Source organism: Nostoc sp. CALU 1950 (assembly GCF_051172895.1).
GTDB classification, from domain to species: domain Bacteria; phylum Cyanobacteriota; class Cyanobacteriia; order Cyanobacteriales; family Nostocaceae; genus Nostoc; species Nostoc edaphicum_A.
The window spans coordinates 1-16039 of record NZ_JBDNJQ010000178.1; the positions used below are offsets into that span (position 1 = coordinate 1).

Here is a 16039-nt window from a genome sequence, read left to right on the forward strand (position 1 = left end):
TTCTCGAAGAAGTCGGGGATCTAATTTTTCACGAATGATTTAGGATTGCTATATACACCGTAGCTTCAAAAGGGGAAACCGGAATCAAAGTTCCCCAATTTATCAGGGGATTTAGGGGGATCGAAAATCTTTGATACCGACAAGATGACTTTTCAAACATCCTCTAAAATTCCTGTTGGATTTTTGAGATATACGTAGGGTGCGTTAGCGCAGAAAGTACAGCAGTATTCCAAGGTTGTGGCTGTCATATCTGCTAAATATGTAACACATTTAACAGACAGAAACCTTTAAATTAATATTGATAGGATTTCAGTTATTGTTAATGATTAATTCTTTTTTAATGAAAGTGAATTAAAGAAAAAATTATCTTAGTATTGAAAAACAAATATTGATAAACAGGTGAGACTCGACAAGCATTATCACCTACATCATGCATGGGAAACAATAGAAAAACGCATAGCCGATGACTAACGTACTATGGCTACAAGGTGGTGCTTGTTCAGGCAACACCATGTCATTTCTCAACGCTGAAGAACCGACAGTCTGTGATTTGATTGCCGATTTTGGTATCAACTTACTTTGGCATCCCTCTTTGGGAGTGGAACTAGGCAACAACTTACAAAAACTGCTGCGGGATTGTATTTCTGGCACAATTCCCCTAGATATCTTGGTATTTGAAGGCAGTGTTGTCAACGCCCCCAACCGCACTGGCGAATGGAATCGTTTTGCCGATCGCGCCATGAAAGATTGGTTAGCAGACCTCGCCAAAGTTGCTAAATTTATCGTCGCCGTGGGAGACTGTGCAACCTGGGGAGGAATTCCCGCCATGTCACCCAACCCCAGCGAATCGGAAGGTTTGCAATTTCTCAAACGTCAAGAAGGCGGCTTTTTAGGGAAAGATTTCGTATCGCAAGCTGGATTACCTGTAATTAATATACCTGGATGTCCCGCCCATCCCGACTGGATTACGCAGATATTAGTTGCGATCGCTACTGGACGCATAGCAGACATTGCTTTTGATGAACTAAATCGTCCCCAAACCTTCTTCAACACCTATACCCAAACGGGTTGTACCCGTAACGTCCATTTTGCCTACAAAGCTTCAACCGCCGAATTTGGTCAGCGCAAAGGCTGCCTATTTTATGACTTGGGTTGTCGGGGGCCTATGACCCATTCTTCCTGCAACCGCATCTTATGGAACCGCGTCTCCTCTAAAACCCGCGCTGGAATGCCTTGTTTAGGTTGCACAGAACCAGAATTTCCCTTTTTTGACCTCAAACCAGGAACCGTATTTAAAACCCAAACAGTCATGGGAGTTCCTAAAGAATTACCGCCAGGAGTCAACAAAAAAGACTACGCCTTACTCACAATGGTCGCCAAAGACGCCGCACCACCTTGGGCTGAAGAAGACTTTTTTACAGTTTAGTCATTTGTCATTTGTGATTTGACCAATGACCGTAACCTTTGACACTCCCCTCTACCTCTCAAGCATAAATTAAGTGTTTTGAGCATTTTGCTGGATGGTGGAGTGAATAATGACCAATGACTAATGACCAATGACAAAGGACAAATAAAAAATGACAATTCAATCATTAGATATATCGCCCGTCGGTAGAGTTGAAGGCGATTTAGATGTTCGAGTCGATATTGAACATGGAAGAGTAGTCAACGCCTGGACACACGCCGAACTATTCCGCGGATTTGAAGTTATCCTACGCGGTAAAGACCCCCAAGCCGGATTAATTGTCACGCCTCGCATTTGCGGAATTTGCGGCGGTTCTCACCTAACTTGTGCATCCTGGGCATTAGATACAGCTTGGGAAACAGAAGTTCCTCGCAATGCAATTTTGGCGAGAAATCTCGGTCAAATTGTCGAGACAATTCAAAGCATCCCCCGCTACTTTTATGGACTTTTTGCCATTGATTTAACCAATAAAAAATACCGTCATAGTCGCTTTTATGACGAAGCGGTGAGGCGTTTTGCCGCCTTCACTGGCAAATCTTACGAATTAGGCATAACAATTTCTGCTAAACCTGTAGAAATTTATGCACTATTGGGCGGACAATGGCCTCACAGCAGTTATATGGTGCCTGGTGGCGTGATGTGCGCCCCAACCCTTACAGACATTACCCGTGCTTGGGCAATTCTCGAATATTTCCGCACCAATTGGTTAGAACCAGTGTGGTTGGGTTGTTCTTTAGAACGCTACGAACAAATCCAAACTTATGATGACTTTAGAGATTGGTTAGATGAAGACCGAAATCATCGGGATTCCGACTTAGGTTTTTATTGGCGCATGGGTTTAGACATCGGTCTAGATAGATATGGCGCTGGTGTTGGTAAATATGTGACTTGGGGATATTTAGCCCATGAAGATAAATACCAAAAGCCGACTATTGAAGGGCGAAACGCGGCGATGATCATGAAAAGTGGAGTGTACGACAGTTTCGCAGACACTCACGTTTTAATGGATCAGTCATTTACCCGCGAGAATACAACTCACTCTTGGTACGATGAAGGGACAGAAAATATTCACCCTAGCGATCGCACCACTAAACCTACTGCAATCAATACCAAAGACTTCGATAACGCCTACTCTTGGTCGAGTGCAGTCCTTCACAAAGACTTCGGGCGCTTGGAAACTGGCCCCTTAGCGCGTCAATTAGTGGCTGGTGGTCAACATGGCGAATCTTGGCAACACTACGACCCCTTCATTCTCGATGTCTTCAAACGAATGGGTGGTGCTAGTATTCATGTGCGTCAGCTAGCACGAGTTCACGAACTTGTCAAGTTATATCGTCAAGCTGAACACTGCTTGCGCGAATTCAAATTAAACGACCCTTGGTATATTAAACCCAAAGAAAAAGATGGACGCGGTTGGGGTGCAACAGAAGCAGCACGCGGTTCCTTATCTCACTGGGTAGAAGTAGAGGGCGGTAAGATTAAGAACTACCAGGTGATTGCCCCAGGTACATGGAATATCGGCCCTCGTGATGGTGATGGAATCCGCGGCCCCATTGAAGAAGCGTTAATTGGGACACCCATTTACGATTCTAGCGATCCAGTGGAAGTTGGTCATGTGGCGCGATCGTTTGATTCTTGTTTGGTGTGTACAGTTCATGCTCATGATGCTAAGACTGGTGAAGAACTAGCACGTTTTCGGACTGCTTAATTGGTTATTAGGTGCATTAGTCGTACTAAGGGCTAGTCCATCCGCTTTAATCTTTTTTTAGAGAGAGAGTAATATTTATGTGCTCTGTACTACTGGAGTGGGTATGATTTTTTCGCAAGTCCCTTAGGTTCGCGATCCTTTTGCATACAAGTGGACTTGCTCTTGCGAGTGCATCTGATTGGAATCGTAGAAATAGCCAGTAGAAGTTTCTTGCTCACGTTCAACTTTCCAAACGTGTGTATTGGTTATGTAATCGGACTTGAACATTACCCTCTCCAATGGTCAAACGGTTGCGGTTGCGGACAAGATCCCCAAGAGGGCGAAGCTTATCTGTTTCGAGAAGTCAACGTTTTGCAGGACATTAAGTGTCATCTCGCCACCGCTCATTTAGCCCTGGCAGGTGAACCTTGGGCTGTCCTCTCCGATGTGCCGCCGTTCTTACAGACTTTTGAGGTCTATGGTCAGCGATTTGGCGTCATTGAGCCAAATTTCAAGGATTATAAGTCCGTACCTCACCGGATTGAAAATGGCTATAAGCTGGTGAAAAAGAGTGGAAAGACGTAGTATTGCTACTTCTTTACAAGGCTTCTGGATAATGCATATTTAATTTATGGAGATGTCTAAATTCATAACTACACCCTTGATTTTCTATACTCCCCTCTCCATTTTGGAGAGGGGTTGGGGGTGAGATTACGCCGGATAAATCCGCAATCTTCTGTTTGGTTCTTCGCCAAAACTATGCGACTTGAGGCGATAATGTTCTACCAACTCATGTTGCATTTTGCGGACTTGGGGAGAACGCGGTAATAACTCGACTGGCTGTCCTTTCGGAATCACAATTTGCTCAACGGCAAGTCTAGCTTCTTCCAAGGCATCCATCTCATCATCGCTACCATTGTGCAAAAACAGTTGCAGTTCTCTATCATCGGCCATTTCTGGGTCGTCGATGTTCAATAAGCGCCGCAAACCACGGGTAATTTGGGGAATGGTGCTGGACTTAATCATGTGGATGGGTACATGACGCGCTTTAGCCATTTGGCGTAATTTGGCGTGGTTTTTGACGTGCGATCGCAGTGCTAAAATTGCATCAGCACTATCTATATCTTTTGTCAATACCACGGGCAAAGTTAGCACGCTAATTACCTGTTCTAGTTGATGGCGACTAACGCCATAAGGGTAAACGTGCAATGGCAAATCTTCACCATTGGGACCTGGCACTCTTGTAGCAGCATCCAAATCAATGCTTTCAGAATAATTGAAGGATTCATCCAGCAAACGATCAAACTCACTGCGTCCAGTCACCCGCTCTACAGGCAATTGTGGCAGTGCTACCATTTGTCCAGATGAACGCCAGCCATTAGACGGCCGCGCCGGTGGGAAAGAATCCTCCACTGTCCCTAGTTGCCCACCGCGACCGTTAACAACAGCTAACTGCCTTGTAACCGCGATTTTACCGTGGTCATCAACAGTTCTCGTTTGTGGGGTAGCCTGACGCCCCCGCAGCAGATTATCTACGGTGTCAGCAACACTTTCGTGTACTACCCAACGTTGACGTTCCAACATTTCCACAGCAATTTCAAAGGTAGGAGGGGCTTTACGCTCCAAAACAGTCTTCTGACTGCCCCGGCGTCTAGCTTCGTCGTCTCCCAGTGTCACAGCTTGGATACCCCCAACTAAATCAGCCAAGGTGGGGTTTTTAATCAGATTTTCGATCTGATTTCCGTGGGCAGTACCTACTAACTGTACACCCCGTTCCGCAATGGTACGAGCCGCTAAAGCTTCCAGTTCTGTCCCAATTTCATCAATGACAATGACTTCTGGCATGTGGTTTTCCACTGCCTCAATCATTACCTGATGCTGTTGATCTGGATGAGCCACTTGCATCCGCCGAGCGCGACCAATGGCGGGGTGGGCAACATCACCATCCCCAGCAATTTCGTTGGAGGTGTCAATAATTACGACTCGCTTATGCAGATCATCCGCCAAAACACGGGCAATCTCCCGTAAAGCAGTAGTTTTGCCCACGCCTGGACGCCCCAGCATGAGAATCGATTTACCAGTTTCTACCAAATCGCGGATCATGCCAATGGTTCCGAATACCGCTCGACCAACGCGACAGGTCAAGCCAATAATCTTACCCGTGCGATTGCGGATGGCGCTGATCCGATGCAAAGTTTGCTCAATTCCTGCCCGATTATCTCCGCCAAAGGTTCCGACTCGTTGAATGCAATCATCTATCTGTTCTTGAGTAACGGGTACTTCGCTCAAATACTCAGCTTGATTAGGAAAGCGAGCCTCTGGGCGACGACCCAAATCCAAGACCACTTCTACTAAAATATCTCGTTTGGGATGACTCTCTAGTACTTGTCGCAGGTCTTGGGGCAAAATGTCTAATAACTTTTGGAGATCGTCTGTAATCGTCATGCTTTCTATGGGAGAGATAGCGAGGACATTTGCGTGCAGGAGAACCCGCTCTGGGTATTTTCCGAACGAGCGATTAACGCTCCTGCTGTGACTTGATCTGGGAAACGAGAGAATGGGCAAGTTCTACAGCTTGCCAAAGTAATTTATCATCTTCTTCTAGGCGAACAGTCGCCTTCACATTAGTGTTACTTACCTCCTTATTCTCTAACTGTTCGAGAATTGGTGACAGCAGTACGCGGGCGTAGCTACCGTAGGCGACCCCGGCAATGGAGGCAGGGGAGCAGGGAGCAGGGAGTAGGGGGGAAGACTTTTCTCCTCTGCCCCCCGCCCCCTGCCCCTCCGCCTCTTTAAGTAGTCCCATTGCCTTTAACTTAGCAACCGTATAGCTATTAGTGCCGCCTGCTAACTGCACATATCCCGGTAACTTTGCTGCCAAAACTTTTTGCCCTAATTTCACCGCGGCTATTGTGGTGCCATCGCCAATATCACCACTCATCGGACGACCGTCGGTCTGCCAAATTAAAGCACCCTTGAGTGGGGTAATCAGGTCATACAGCGCTTTTAGGTAGTCAGTCATCCCCTCGCCATCGGGACAGCTGATGGCTAGTAACTTTAGTTGATCGGCCCACGGTGAAATTGCTTGCCATAATTGCTCAAATTCTGCCAACCGCCCAACTTTTGTATGGATTTCTACGGCATCTACTCCCGTTGATATTACCAACGGCGCGATCGCTGCCGGCGTTGACACATACGATGATGTATAGATCATATCGTATGGACAAATTGGTATGCAACGACCGCAGCCATAGCACTTTTCGGATACTACTCCCGAAAAGTCTTCTTTTCTATTGTTAAACACAATTGCTTGTGCGGGACAAATCCGTTCACACGGTCTAGGGCAGTCTGTAGGACACTCACTAGGATTAAATTCTGCTTTCCGAAAATGGGGGTCTTCTCCATCGTTCAGGCTAACCATCAAAAAGGGTGAGTTGCCTCTGTAGCCAAAGCCTCGCTTTTGGGCATCCATAGCCAGAGTTTTGGCTACTTGTAGCCCTGCTTGCGCCGCCGCAATCACCGCTGGATCAGCTGCAACATCTATGCAGTCAGCGCCCGCCAAAGTATAGGCTAACGTTAAACTTCTGACTGCCGGCAAATGCTGGAAGCTGGCTCCGCAGATCAGCTTGAACCAGTCACCTTGTTTGAGAGATTGTAAAGGGGCGAACAGATCAGTCACTATTCTATTATGCGTTTATGCGACTAAAAATAGTAGTCTGTGAGCAAGAAAAAGTCCGGATTTCCTGATTCAGGCATTGGGGACTGGGGCTTGGGGAATTCGGGGCCCCCTCTGGGGATTAGGGGGAATGGGGATTGGGGTTTCTATCCTTGCCTAACCTATGACCCAAGCTATTAAGGGTGGGATGCAATGAGTGTAGGAATCATAACTAATTATCCGAACTTGATATAACTTTTAATTTACTCAATACTGAGTCTGGTCAAAGGTTGGTTAATAGTAGGTTAAAAGCTATCAATTACAGCTAATGCAGCAACTAAAACAGCTACAAGAACAACAAAAGTTAATTGGAGCGATCGCTCTTGATATTCACAAATCCTTGAAGCTTCAAGATATCCTCGCCAAGAGTGTTCAAGAAGTCCGCCAGTTACTCAAATCTGATCGCGTGCTGGTGTATCAATTTACTCATCAAATGCGGGGTAAGGTCGTAGCAGAGTCGGTATTACCCCAATGGATGTCTATCTTGGGACTGGAGATTGAAGATACCTGTTTTCAGCAAAGCCAAGAGGAAGAATACCGCCAAGGAAAAATCTGGGCAGCAACGAATATCTACGAAGCGGGTTTAAGTGATTGCTGTATTCAACTTTTGGAACAGTTTCAGGTGAAGGCGAATTTAGTTATCCCTATTTTGTTAGATAGCCAGAAGACTCCCGCAGTTGAACTCTGGGGACTATTTATTGTGCATCAATGTTCTGCACCCCGACAATGGCAGACATTTGAGGTGGAATTTTTTAACCAACTGAGGGTGCAACTAGCGATCGCTATTCAACAAGCCCAACTTTACCACAACCTCCAAACACTCAATGCCGAGTTAGAAGCCAAAGTACAAGAACGCACCGCCAAATTGCAGGAAAGCGATCGCCGTTTTTACGCTATCTTCAATAACACCTTCCAATTTACAGGACTGCTAACGCCAGATGGCATTTTACTGGAGGCTAACCAGACTGCGCTCAGTTTTGGCGGAATTAAGCTTGAAGATGTGATCAATCGTCCTTTTTGGGAAGCACACTGGTGGACAATTTCACCCCAAACTCAAGAAGAATTAAAACAAGCGATCGCCCGTGCATCTCAAGGGGAGTTTGTCCGCTATGAAGTTGATGTTCTCGGTGCAAATAACCGAGTCGCAACAATCGATTTTTCACTACGTCCGCTACAAAACGAGACGGATCAAGTTATTTTGTTGATTCCAGAAGGGCGAGATATCACTGATCGCAAAGCAACCGAATTAGCCTTGCATGAGCGTGAAGTGATGTTGTACTTGATTGGAGATAATCTGCCCAATGGAGCAGTTTATCGGGTGATCCGCGAATTGGATGGTAGCGATCGCTTTTCCTACTTGAGTGGGGGGATTGAAAGACTAACGGAAGTTAAGACCGAAGATGCACTCAGAGATTCATCTCTGCTTTATCGCCAATTTATCCCAGAGGACATCCCCCGCCTACAGACAGCCCTTGAAGAGTCCCGCCTGAATCTATCTGTGTTTGATATTCAGCTGCGAATCCGAACTCCTAGCGGTCAACTCAAATGGTTGCATTTTCGTTCCACGCCACGTCAGATGAAGGATGGGCGTGTAGCTTGGGATGGACTGGTGGTAGATGTCACCGATCTCAAGCGCACTGAAGAAACACTACGCAAAAGTCAAGCTTTGCTAGAAGAATCCCAGCGAGTTGCTTGCCTTGGCAATTGGGAATTTGAACTTGGTAGTGGCAAAATTACCTGGTCAAAGGGGCTTTTCGACCTCTTCAATCGAGAACCCGCACTTCTTGAGCCGAACTATGAAGAAAATCTGCAATTGTATCACCCTGAAGATCGGGAGAAATTGCACCAAGCTGTTGAGCGAGCGATCGCCACTGGTGAGTCCTACAAAGAAATTCTCCGTGTGCCCCAGCCAGATGGTTCTAATCGCTACTTCGAGGGTATTGGACATACAGAATTTAACGCCGATGGACAGGTGATTCGCCTTTATGGTACTGCCCAAGATGTTACCGAACGGGAAGTTGCACTAAGCGATCGCCAAAAAGCTGAAGCAGCCTTAGCCAAAAATGAAGAACAATTGAGGCTAACCTTGGAATTTAACCACATCGGTCTTTGGGATTGGAATGTTCAAACAAGAGAAGTCCTCTGGAACGACAACCATTTTCGCTTGCTAGGGTTGGAGCCAGAAACATTAATTGCGAAGTACCAGCTATGGCGTAATTCCATTCATCCAGAGGATGTTGACCGAGTTGAGCGGACTTTACTCAACGCCCTAGCACAACATACTAATTATGAAGCTGAATATCGAGTAATTTACCCCGATAGCAGTATTCACTGGCTCACTGGGAAAGGGCGCGGCGTCTACAACGAAGCAGGGGAAGCTGTAAGGATGCTGGGTGTGATTATTGATATTACTGATCGCAAACAAGCCGAGGCAGCGTTAAGAGAAAGTGAAGCCAGATTTCAGGCATTTATGAACAACAGCCCGGTACTAGCTTGGATAACTGATACAGATGGGCATGTACTTTACTTAAATCGAACATACCTGCGGACATTTAAATTACTACCCGAACAGGTGATTGGGCGATCCATTTCTGACCTCTACCCAGATGAAATTGCTCGGCAGCATTTCGATCACATTCGGACAGTCACACAGACAAATCAGGTACTTGAGGCGATCGAAGTTGCTCCTCGACCAGACGGCAGCCTTGGTGAATTTTTGGTATATAAGTTCCCGATTCTGGGATTTTCTGCACAAAAGTTAGTCGGTAGGGTGGCGATCGACATCACAGAACGTAAGATATTGGAACGAGAACTGGCTCACAAGCAAAAGTTATTGGATGCCTTCATCAATAGCGCACCCGTTGGTATAACCATTCTTGATCGAAAACTGCGTTTCTCATTTATTAATGAAGCATTAGCAGAAATTAATGGCATTCCCGCAGCCGCGCATATTGGCAAAACACTACGGGATATTGTCCCCGATTTAACACCAAAGCTGGAGCAGCTATTGCAACATGTTTTGACAACGGGTGAACCGATTTTGGATGTGGAGATCACTGGAGAAACCCCAAAACTCCCCGGTGTGATTCGGACTTGGCTAGCTTCCTACTTTCCAATTCAGTCTGAAGTCGATGAACCCATTAGTATAGGCATTGTTGTAGTTGAAACCAGCGATGTCTACGACGAACTTCGCTTACGCAAACGTGCTGAACAGATGTTAGAACTGCAAGCAGTAATCACCCGCAACATGGCGGAGGGAATTTGCCTAGTTCGTGCTACAGATGGCGTGTTTGTCTACACCAATCCTAAATTTGAGCAGATGTTTGGCTATGAACCTGGTGAATTAATTGGTCAGCATGTGTCAATTGTCAACTACGGTGATGAACGTACTACGCCTCAAGAAGTTAATCAGGCGATTAAAACTGCTGTTATTCAACACGATGAAGCAACCTATGAAGTTCAGAATGTTAAAAAAGATGGCACTCCATTCTGGAGTAGTGCGACCACTTCCGTTTTTGGGCATCCTGAGTATGGAAGCGTTCTTGTCGCTGTCCAACAAGATATCACCGAGCAAAAACAAGCAAAGGAAAAAATCAAAGCCTCTCTGAAAGAAAAGGAGGTATTACTCAAAGAAATTCACCATCGTGTGAAGAATAATTTAGGAATTGTCAGCAGTTTGCTGCAAATGCAGTGCAGACGGACAGAAGATCCTGTGGTGAGAGCAATTTTGCGCGATAGCCAAAACCGCATTGCTTCCATTGCCCTAGTTCATGAAAAACTGTACCGCTCTGAAGACCTCGCTGATATTGATTTCGCTCAATACATTCCAGATTTAACAACTCATTTATTTGATTCCTATAACGTCAGTTCCAGCCAGATTCAACTAAACATTCAAGTTGATAATGCTAACCTCGACATTGAAACCGCGATTCCTTGTGGCTTGATTATCAATGAACTGGTTTCCAATGCTTTGAAATACGCCTTTGCTGGTAATCGTGGGGGGGAAATTGAGGTTAAGTTTTATCAAGAGTCTGAGGGCATTTTGACACTCATCATCCGAGATAATGGTATTGGTTTACCTGAAAACTTCGATGGCAAGAAAGCTAAAACGCTGGGTATAACTCTTGTCCAGGGTTTAGTCAAGCAACTGAGGGGAAAGCTTGAAATTGACTCTCAACAGGGAACACAGTTCAAAATTACTTTTGCAAATAGCCGCGGATAAACATGATTAGCACCCCAGAAAATATACAGAGAAAGGAGATAGTTAAAATCCTTATTGTTGAAGATGAATATATTCTTGCTATCAACTTACAAGAAAGCTTGGAGTCTCTGGGGTATTTTGTTATAGATATTACCGATTCCGCAGAAGGGGCAATTGCAAGAGCAAGTAAATTACGCCCAAACTTGATTTTAATGGATATCAGGTTACGGGGTGAGATGGACGGCATCCAGGCAGCAGAGCAAATTTGGCATCATCTGCAAATTCCTATTATCTACGTCACAGGTCATTCGGATAAAAACACTGTGGAGCGGGCAACGCTGACATCTCCCTTTGGATATATTATCAAGCCCATTAAAGAGCAAGAACTTTACGTTGCCATTCAAACAGCACTCAATCGCTACAATCGCGAGCAATTTTTGAGTTCTGTGCTTCGAGGAATGGGTGATGGGGTAATTGTAGTAGATACTGAATTACATATTAAGTACATTAATCAGGTAGCTGAAGCCCTGACAGGGTGGCGATGGAATGAAGCTAAGGACAAAATATTAACTGAAGTTATCAAACTCATTGACGAACAAACTCAGTTTCCGGTAGAAAATCCCATTATCGCAGCCCTTAAACAAGAAACTTTTATATATCTAGGTAGTGGCGTCCTACTAGTTGCTAAAGATGGGACAACTATACCAATAGCTGATAGTGCTACTCCCCTGAGAAATAATAGCGGTGTAATTACAGGAGCCGTATTAGTTTTTCGGGATGACACGCAACGACGGTTAACCGAAGAACGCAATCTTGCAGCGGAACGTGCCCAACAACTAGAAATTCAAGTGGCAGAACTCCAACGCCTAAACCAGTTGAAAGAGGATTTTCTGGCAACCACTTCTCATGAAATGCGAACACCCTTGTCAAACATCAAAATGGCCATCTCCGTACTAGAAAATATTCTTGACCGGCAGGGCGTTTTAAATTTAAAACCACTTTCTCCGTCTGAATCTGTAGCCCGCTACTTAACTATTCTGCGCGATCAGTGCGAACAAGAACTAGATTTAGTAGATAATTTGCTGCATATGCGAATGATTGATGCAGATGTCTACCCGTTGGAATTAACTTCAATTCAACTTCAAAACTGGCTGCCTCATGTTGCCGAATATTTTCAGGAACGCGCTCAAGCTAGGCAACAGTCGTTTAAAGTTAGTGTTTCTCCAAATTTACCACCTTTAGTTTCAGACTTGGCTAGCCTGACCGAAATTATCTCAGAGTTACTCAACAATGCTTGTAAATATACTCCGCCTGATGAAGAGATTGCAGTCGATGTTCAGGTAATTTACACCACAAAAAGTCTCAGAAATGAGGATGCTGAATCTGGTGTATTACATAATCTTCAAGTTCCCTACTTTCAAATCACAATTAGCAATTCTGGGGTGATAATCCCGAAACAAGAACAATCTCGAATATTTGAGCCGTTTTACCGAATCCCTCAAAGCGATGCCTACGGCAACCCGAAACGGGAACGCTGGCAACAAAGCGGCACAGGATTAGGTTTAACATTGGCTAAGAAGTTAGTGAAATATCTTCAAGGCACGATTGAAGTTACCAGTTCTCAGGGCTGGACAACATTTACAGTTAAACTGCCGTTAGTTATTGGTGATTAGTCATTAGTCATTAGTCATTAGTCATTAGTCATTTGTCATTGGTCATTAGTTTTCTTCCTCTGCTCCCTCTGCTTCCCCTGCTCCCTCTGCTTCCCCTGCCTCCCCTGCTCCCCTGCTCCCCCTGCTCCCCCAAAGAGTTCAAACTACGTCAAAATTTAAATAAACGCGATCGCATCTTACCGACAATGCAGATTAACCAAAGTCTCCATACAGCGATTCTTGTGACTGACTTAGAACGCTCCGAAAACTTTTATGGCAAAGTATTGGGATTATCTAAAATAGATCGTTCCCTAAAATACGCTGGTGTATGGTATCAAGTCGGCGACTACCAACTTCACCTGATAGTTGCACCTAATGTCCCCACAGAAAATCCAAACGAAAAATGGGGGCGCAATCCCCACATTGCTTTCTCCGTTGCTGACTTAGACACCGCCAAACAAGAATTGCTCAATCATAATTATCCCGTTCAAGCCAGCGCCTCCGGTCGCGCTGCCCTGTTCACTCAAGATCCTGATGGCAATATTATCGAGTTGAGTCAGCAGTAAGGGGGAGTGGGGAGTGGGGAATGGGGAATGGGGACTGGCTCAGAGTTTTGTAATACCCAATGACAAATGACAAATGACAAATGACAAATGACAAATGACAAATGACAAATGACAAATGAAAATTATTGCCTACTCTTACACAGATCCGCTATTAGAATCTTCTCCCGATCAAGCTGATTGGGGATGGGAGGTGGATCGGGTTTATGAAGATTTGGGTAAGCAAAAGTCTTCTGGACGATCGCAATTACAACAATTATTTACCGATTGCCAAACTGAACCAGCAGATTATCTCCTGATTCGTCGGTTGGAAGAATTGGGGGATACTGTAGAGGAAATTAGCGATCGCTTGAATGAACTCGAAGTGATGGGAATAGCAGTCATCGCCACTGAACAGCCCTACACTTCCGAAAATTACCCTCTGGGCGCTGACTTGCTGAATTTGCTACACGCAATCCAACGTCAACAACGTAGTCGTCGCATCCGTCAAGGACATGCCCGTAATCGTCTTGAGGTTGCACCGCCACCAGGCAAAGTCCCCTACGGCTATCGCAGAGGTAAGGGAAAATATACCATTGACCGCAGTACTTCACCAGTGGTCAAGGATTTTTTTGAACACTTTTTACTCTATGGTTCCCTGCGGGGTTCAGTTCGCTACTTGGCGAAAAAATACAGCAAAAAAATCTCTGTCACCACAGGAAGACGCTGGCTGACTAATCCAGTCTATCGCGGCAATACAGCTTACCAAAATGGCGAAATTATTTCTAATACCCATATTCCAATAATTTCTAAGGAAGAAGCCGCCCAAGTTGACCGACTTTTACGCCGTAACAGCCGTTTACCACCCCGAACTGCCAGTGCGCCGCGTTCTTTAGCTGGGTTGGTTATCTGTGGTGAGTGTCAGTCGCACATGACAGTTACTCGTGTCACCCAACGCAACCAAGATAAGGAGTATCTTTATTTACGTTCTACTAGCTGTCCCCAACGCCCCAAGTGTAAGGCTATTCCCTATCAAGAGGTTTTAGAACATACAATTGAAACGGTTTGCCGTGATTTACCTCTGGCGGTAGCGGGGATGAATTTTCCTCAGTTGGATGCAGTGAAGAATAGTTTAGGGCAAGCGATCGCTCGTCAGCAAGAAATACTTGCTCAGTTACCCACTTTAATTGAAACTGGAATTTTAGATGCCGAAACAGCAAAGTTAAGAGCTTACAAACTCCGCACGGAAATTTCTGAACTCGAAGCAAAGTTGGCAACTCTTTCCCCAGTTAACTTGCGTTCTGTTGCTCAAGCTGTTTCGATACCACAATTTTGGTTAGATTTGTCGGAAACAGAGCGACGATTTTACTTTCGAGAATTTATCAGGCAAATTGAGATTGTTTTTCAGAATAAAGAATTAAAACTACAAGTTATTTTTATTTTTTAAAAAAGAATTCAGATATCCGCTAGTCACACAAAATTTAATTATTAATTCTGGTTACTGACTATTGAATTCTGTTTTCTAATTGAATAGAAACACTATTTCTGAGAGGGTTGATCCTTAGTATAGGCAGTAGGTTTTGGCCCAGCATTCCGCACATTGATAACTTTATTAAGGATATCAAACCAAAAAGGCGCACCCATCGCAATAGCTAAACCACTCATTAACCAACCGCCAATTAATCTAAAAACCTGCCCAATTCTGATTAATATAATAATACCATCATTCAATCCTCTAGTATCTAATTCAAACTGTTGATTGATATTTTGCAATCCAATGGGTAGAGAATTATTTGCTAATAGGATATCGATTTTTCTTCTGGCTTCTGGGTCATTGATATAATCTGTTCGTTGACTTGCACTTTGAGTAATGGTAGAGCGGATAGCCGAATCTTGTGACAGTCTGTTAACGATGTGAAATGTATCAGTATTGGTTAATATAGCAACTGATATTCCAATTAAAATAGCAACTCCTTTGGCATTGCGTTTATAAACACCACTGGCTCGATCCATAGAGCGATCAAACCATGTTTCAATCTCATTTTTAAACTGATTCATTTCTTCTGTGAGGTCGCCAATCTTGATCCTACTACGTTGAGCAATCACAGCAAGGCTCTTGATTAAGTTATCAGTTACATCATCAGGTAATTTATTAACAATATTTCTAAATTCTGGGTCTTCAATATCTCTATAAATTGTTTTGATTGTTAGGTGGCTTGGACTATTCTCATTATTAATACCTTCTTTAAGTTGTTTATAAGATTCTAGTATTATATGCAAGTCAATTTTAGAATCTTCGCTAGGATATTTTACATGATTAATTAACTGGGGGATTCTTAATGTATCTAGCAAAGTAATTGCAAATGTTTCAGAAGGAAGATATGAAGGCCCACTTTGTTTTTCTACTAATTCTTTTTTAGTATTTTTGTCAACCTCTTTAACATTTTTTCGTAACTGTTCTACTTTTCTCTTAGCCTGTTGATTCAAGGTATTAATCAAAGGATCGTTATAAAGTTTTTGTACCAAATTTCTTGCCTTGGTAATATCTGCTCCTTCAGTTTCGCTACCACCTGCTAAAAGCAATTCAATTGAATGTTTTAAATGTTTAGCTCTCCATTGTAAAAATGTGGCAATCAGTTCCTGAATTTCAGAAGCTAGTAAACTCAAAATTAAGTAAATAAAAACTAAGCCCAGAGTAATATCCGCGACTACAGGTAAATTCATTTATAGGCTCCTATAACTTTTAGTATTTTTTATTATAAAAAATACTTTTAAGA

The 16039-nt window shown here is 44.1% G+C and carries 10 protein-coding genes; 7 read left to right on the forward strand and 3 right to left on the reverse strand.

All coding sequences use genetic code 11. The features are described from left to right. Positions 1-463: 463 nt before the first annotated feature. The 3 genes from ABF638_RS31610 (at position 464) to ABF638_RS31620 (ending at position 3737) form a co-directional block, all read left to right on the forward strand. On the forward strand, positions 464-1426 hold the full coding sequence (locus tag ABF638_RS31610) for a hydrogenase (RefSeq protein ID WP_435026816.1): 963 nt from the start codon (positions 464-466) through the stop codon (positions 1424-1426). A 151-nt stretch (positions 1427-1577) separates the two neighbouring features. Further along, positions 1578-3173, forward strand: coding sequence for a nickel-dependent hydrogenase large subunit (locus ABF638_RS31615; RefSeq protein WP_435026817.1), 1596 nt, complete (start codon positions 1578-1580; stop codon positions 3171-3173). A 162-nt stretch (positions 3174-3335) separates the two neighbouring features. Continuing rightward, the gene (locus ABF638_RS31620) at positions 3336-3737 is read left to right on the forward strand and encodes a hypothetical protein (protein WP_435026818.1); all 402 of its coding nucleotides are present in this window, start codon (positions 3336-3338) and stop codon (positions 3735-3737) included. A gap of 126 nt (positions 3738-3863) precedes the next feature. Here the strand turns inward: ABF638_RS31620 and ABF638_RS31625 are convergent, their stop codons facing one another. Then, complete coding sequence (locus ABF638_RS31625; protein WP_435026819.1) at positions 3864-5597, reverse strand: R3H domain-containing nucleic acid-binding protein; 1734 nt, start codon at positions 5595-5597, stop codon at positions 3864-3866. Between the two features lie 73 nt (positions 5598-5670). Beyond that, the gene (gene ldpA, locus ABF638_RS31630; protein WP_435026820.1) at positions 5671-6831 is read right to left on the reverse strand and encodes a circadian clock protein LdpA; all 1161 of its coding nucleotides are present in this window, start codon (positions 6829-6831) and stop codon (positions 5671-5673) included. Between the two features lie 304 nt (positions 6832-7135). Here ldpA and ABF638_RS31635 point away from each other — a divergent pair, with 304 nt between their 5' ends. The 4 genes from ABF638_RS31635 (at position 7136) to ABF638_RS31650 (ending at position 14709) form a co-directional block, all read left to right on the forward strand. Next, a complete protein-coding gene (locus tag ABF638_RS31635) occupies positions 7136-11089 on the forward strand; it encodes a PAS domain S-box protein (RefSeq protein WP_435026821.1) in 3954 nt (1317 codons plus the stop codon). A gap of 2 nt (positions 11090-11091) precedes the next feature. Further along, a complete protein-coding gene (locus ABF638_RS31640; protein ID WP_435026822.1) occupies positions 11092-12741 on the forward strand; it encodes a response regulator in 1650 nt (549 codons plus the stop codon). A gap of 185 nt (positions 12742-12926) precedes the next feature. Then, positions 12927-13286, forward strand: coding sequence for a VOC family protein (locus ABF638_RS31645; RefSeq protein WP_435026823.1), 360 nt, complete (start codon positions 12927-12929; stop codon positions 13284-13286). A 115-nt stretch (positions 13287-13401) separates the two neighbouring features. After that, entirely contained in the window at positions 13402-14709 is a 1308-nt protein-coding gene (locus ABF638_RS31650) for a recombinase family protein (protein WP_435026824.1), read from the forward strand. Between the two features lie 92 nt (positions 14710-14801). Here the strand turns inward: ABF638_RS31650 and ABF638_RS31655 are convergent, their stop codons facing one another. Continuing rightward, complete coding sequence (locus tag ABF638_RS31655; protein WP_435026825.1) at positions 14802-15986, reverse strand: hypothetical protein; 1185 nt, start codon at positions 15984-15986, stop codon at positions 14802-14804. Positions 15987-16039: the final 53 nt, after the last annotated feature.

Bases quoted from the DNA above. Each gene is read 5' to 3' on its own strand.
- ABF638_RS31610 (WP_435026816.1), top strand. From the start codon at position 464: ATGACTAACGTACTATGGCTACAAGGTGGTGCTTGTTCAGGCAACACC.
- ABF638_RS31615 (WP_435026817.1), top strand. From the start codon at position 1,578: ATGACAATTCAATCATTAGATATATCGCCCGTCGGTAGAGTTGAAGGC.
- ABF638_RS31625 (WP_435026819.1), bottom strand. From the start codon at position 5,597: ATGACGATTACAGACGATCTCCAAAAGTTATTAGACATTTTGCCCCAA.
- ABF638_RS31635 (WP_435026821.1), top strand. From the start codon at position 7,136: ATGCAGCAACTAAAACAGCTACAAGAACAACAAAAGTTAATTGGAGCG.
- ABF638_RS31640 (WP_435026822.1), top strand. From the start codon at position 11,092: ATGATTAGCACCCCAGAAAATATACAGAGAAAGGAGATAGTTAAAATC.
- ABF638_RS31645 (WP_435026823.1), top strand. From the start codon at position 12,927: ATGCAGATTAACCAAAGTCTCCATACAGCGATTCTTGTGACTGACTTA.
- ABF638_RS31650 (WP_435026824.1), top strand. From the start codon at position 13,402: ATGAAAATTATTGCCTACTCTTACACAGATCCGCTATTAGAATCTTCT.
- ABF638_RS31655 (WP_435026825.1), bottom strand. From the start codon at position 15,986: ATGAATTTACCTGTAGTCGCGGATATTACTCTGGGCTTAGTTTTTATT.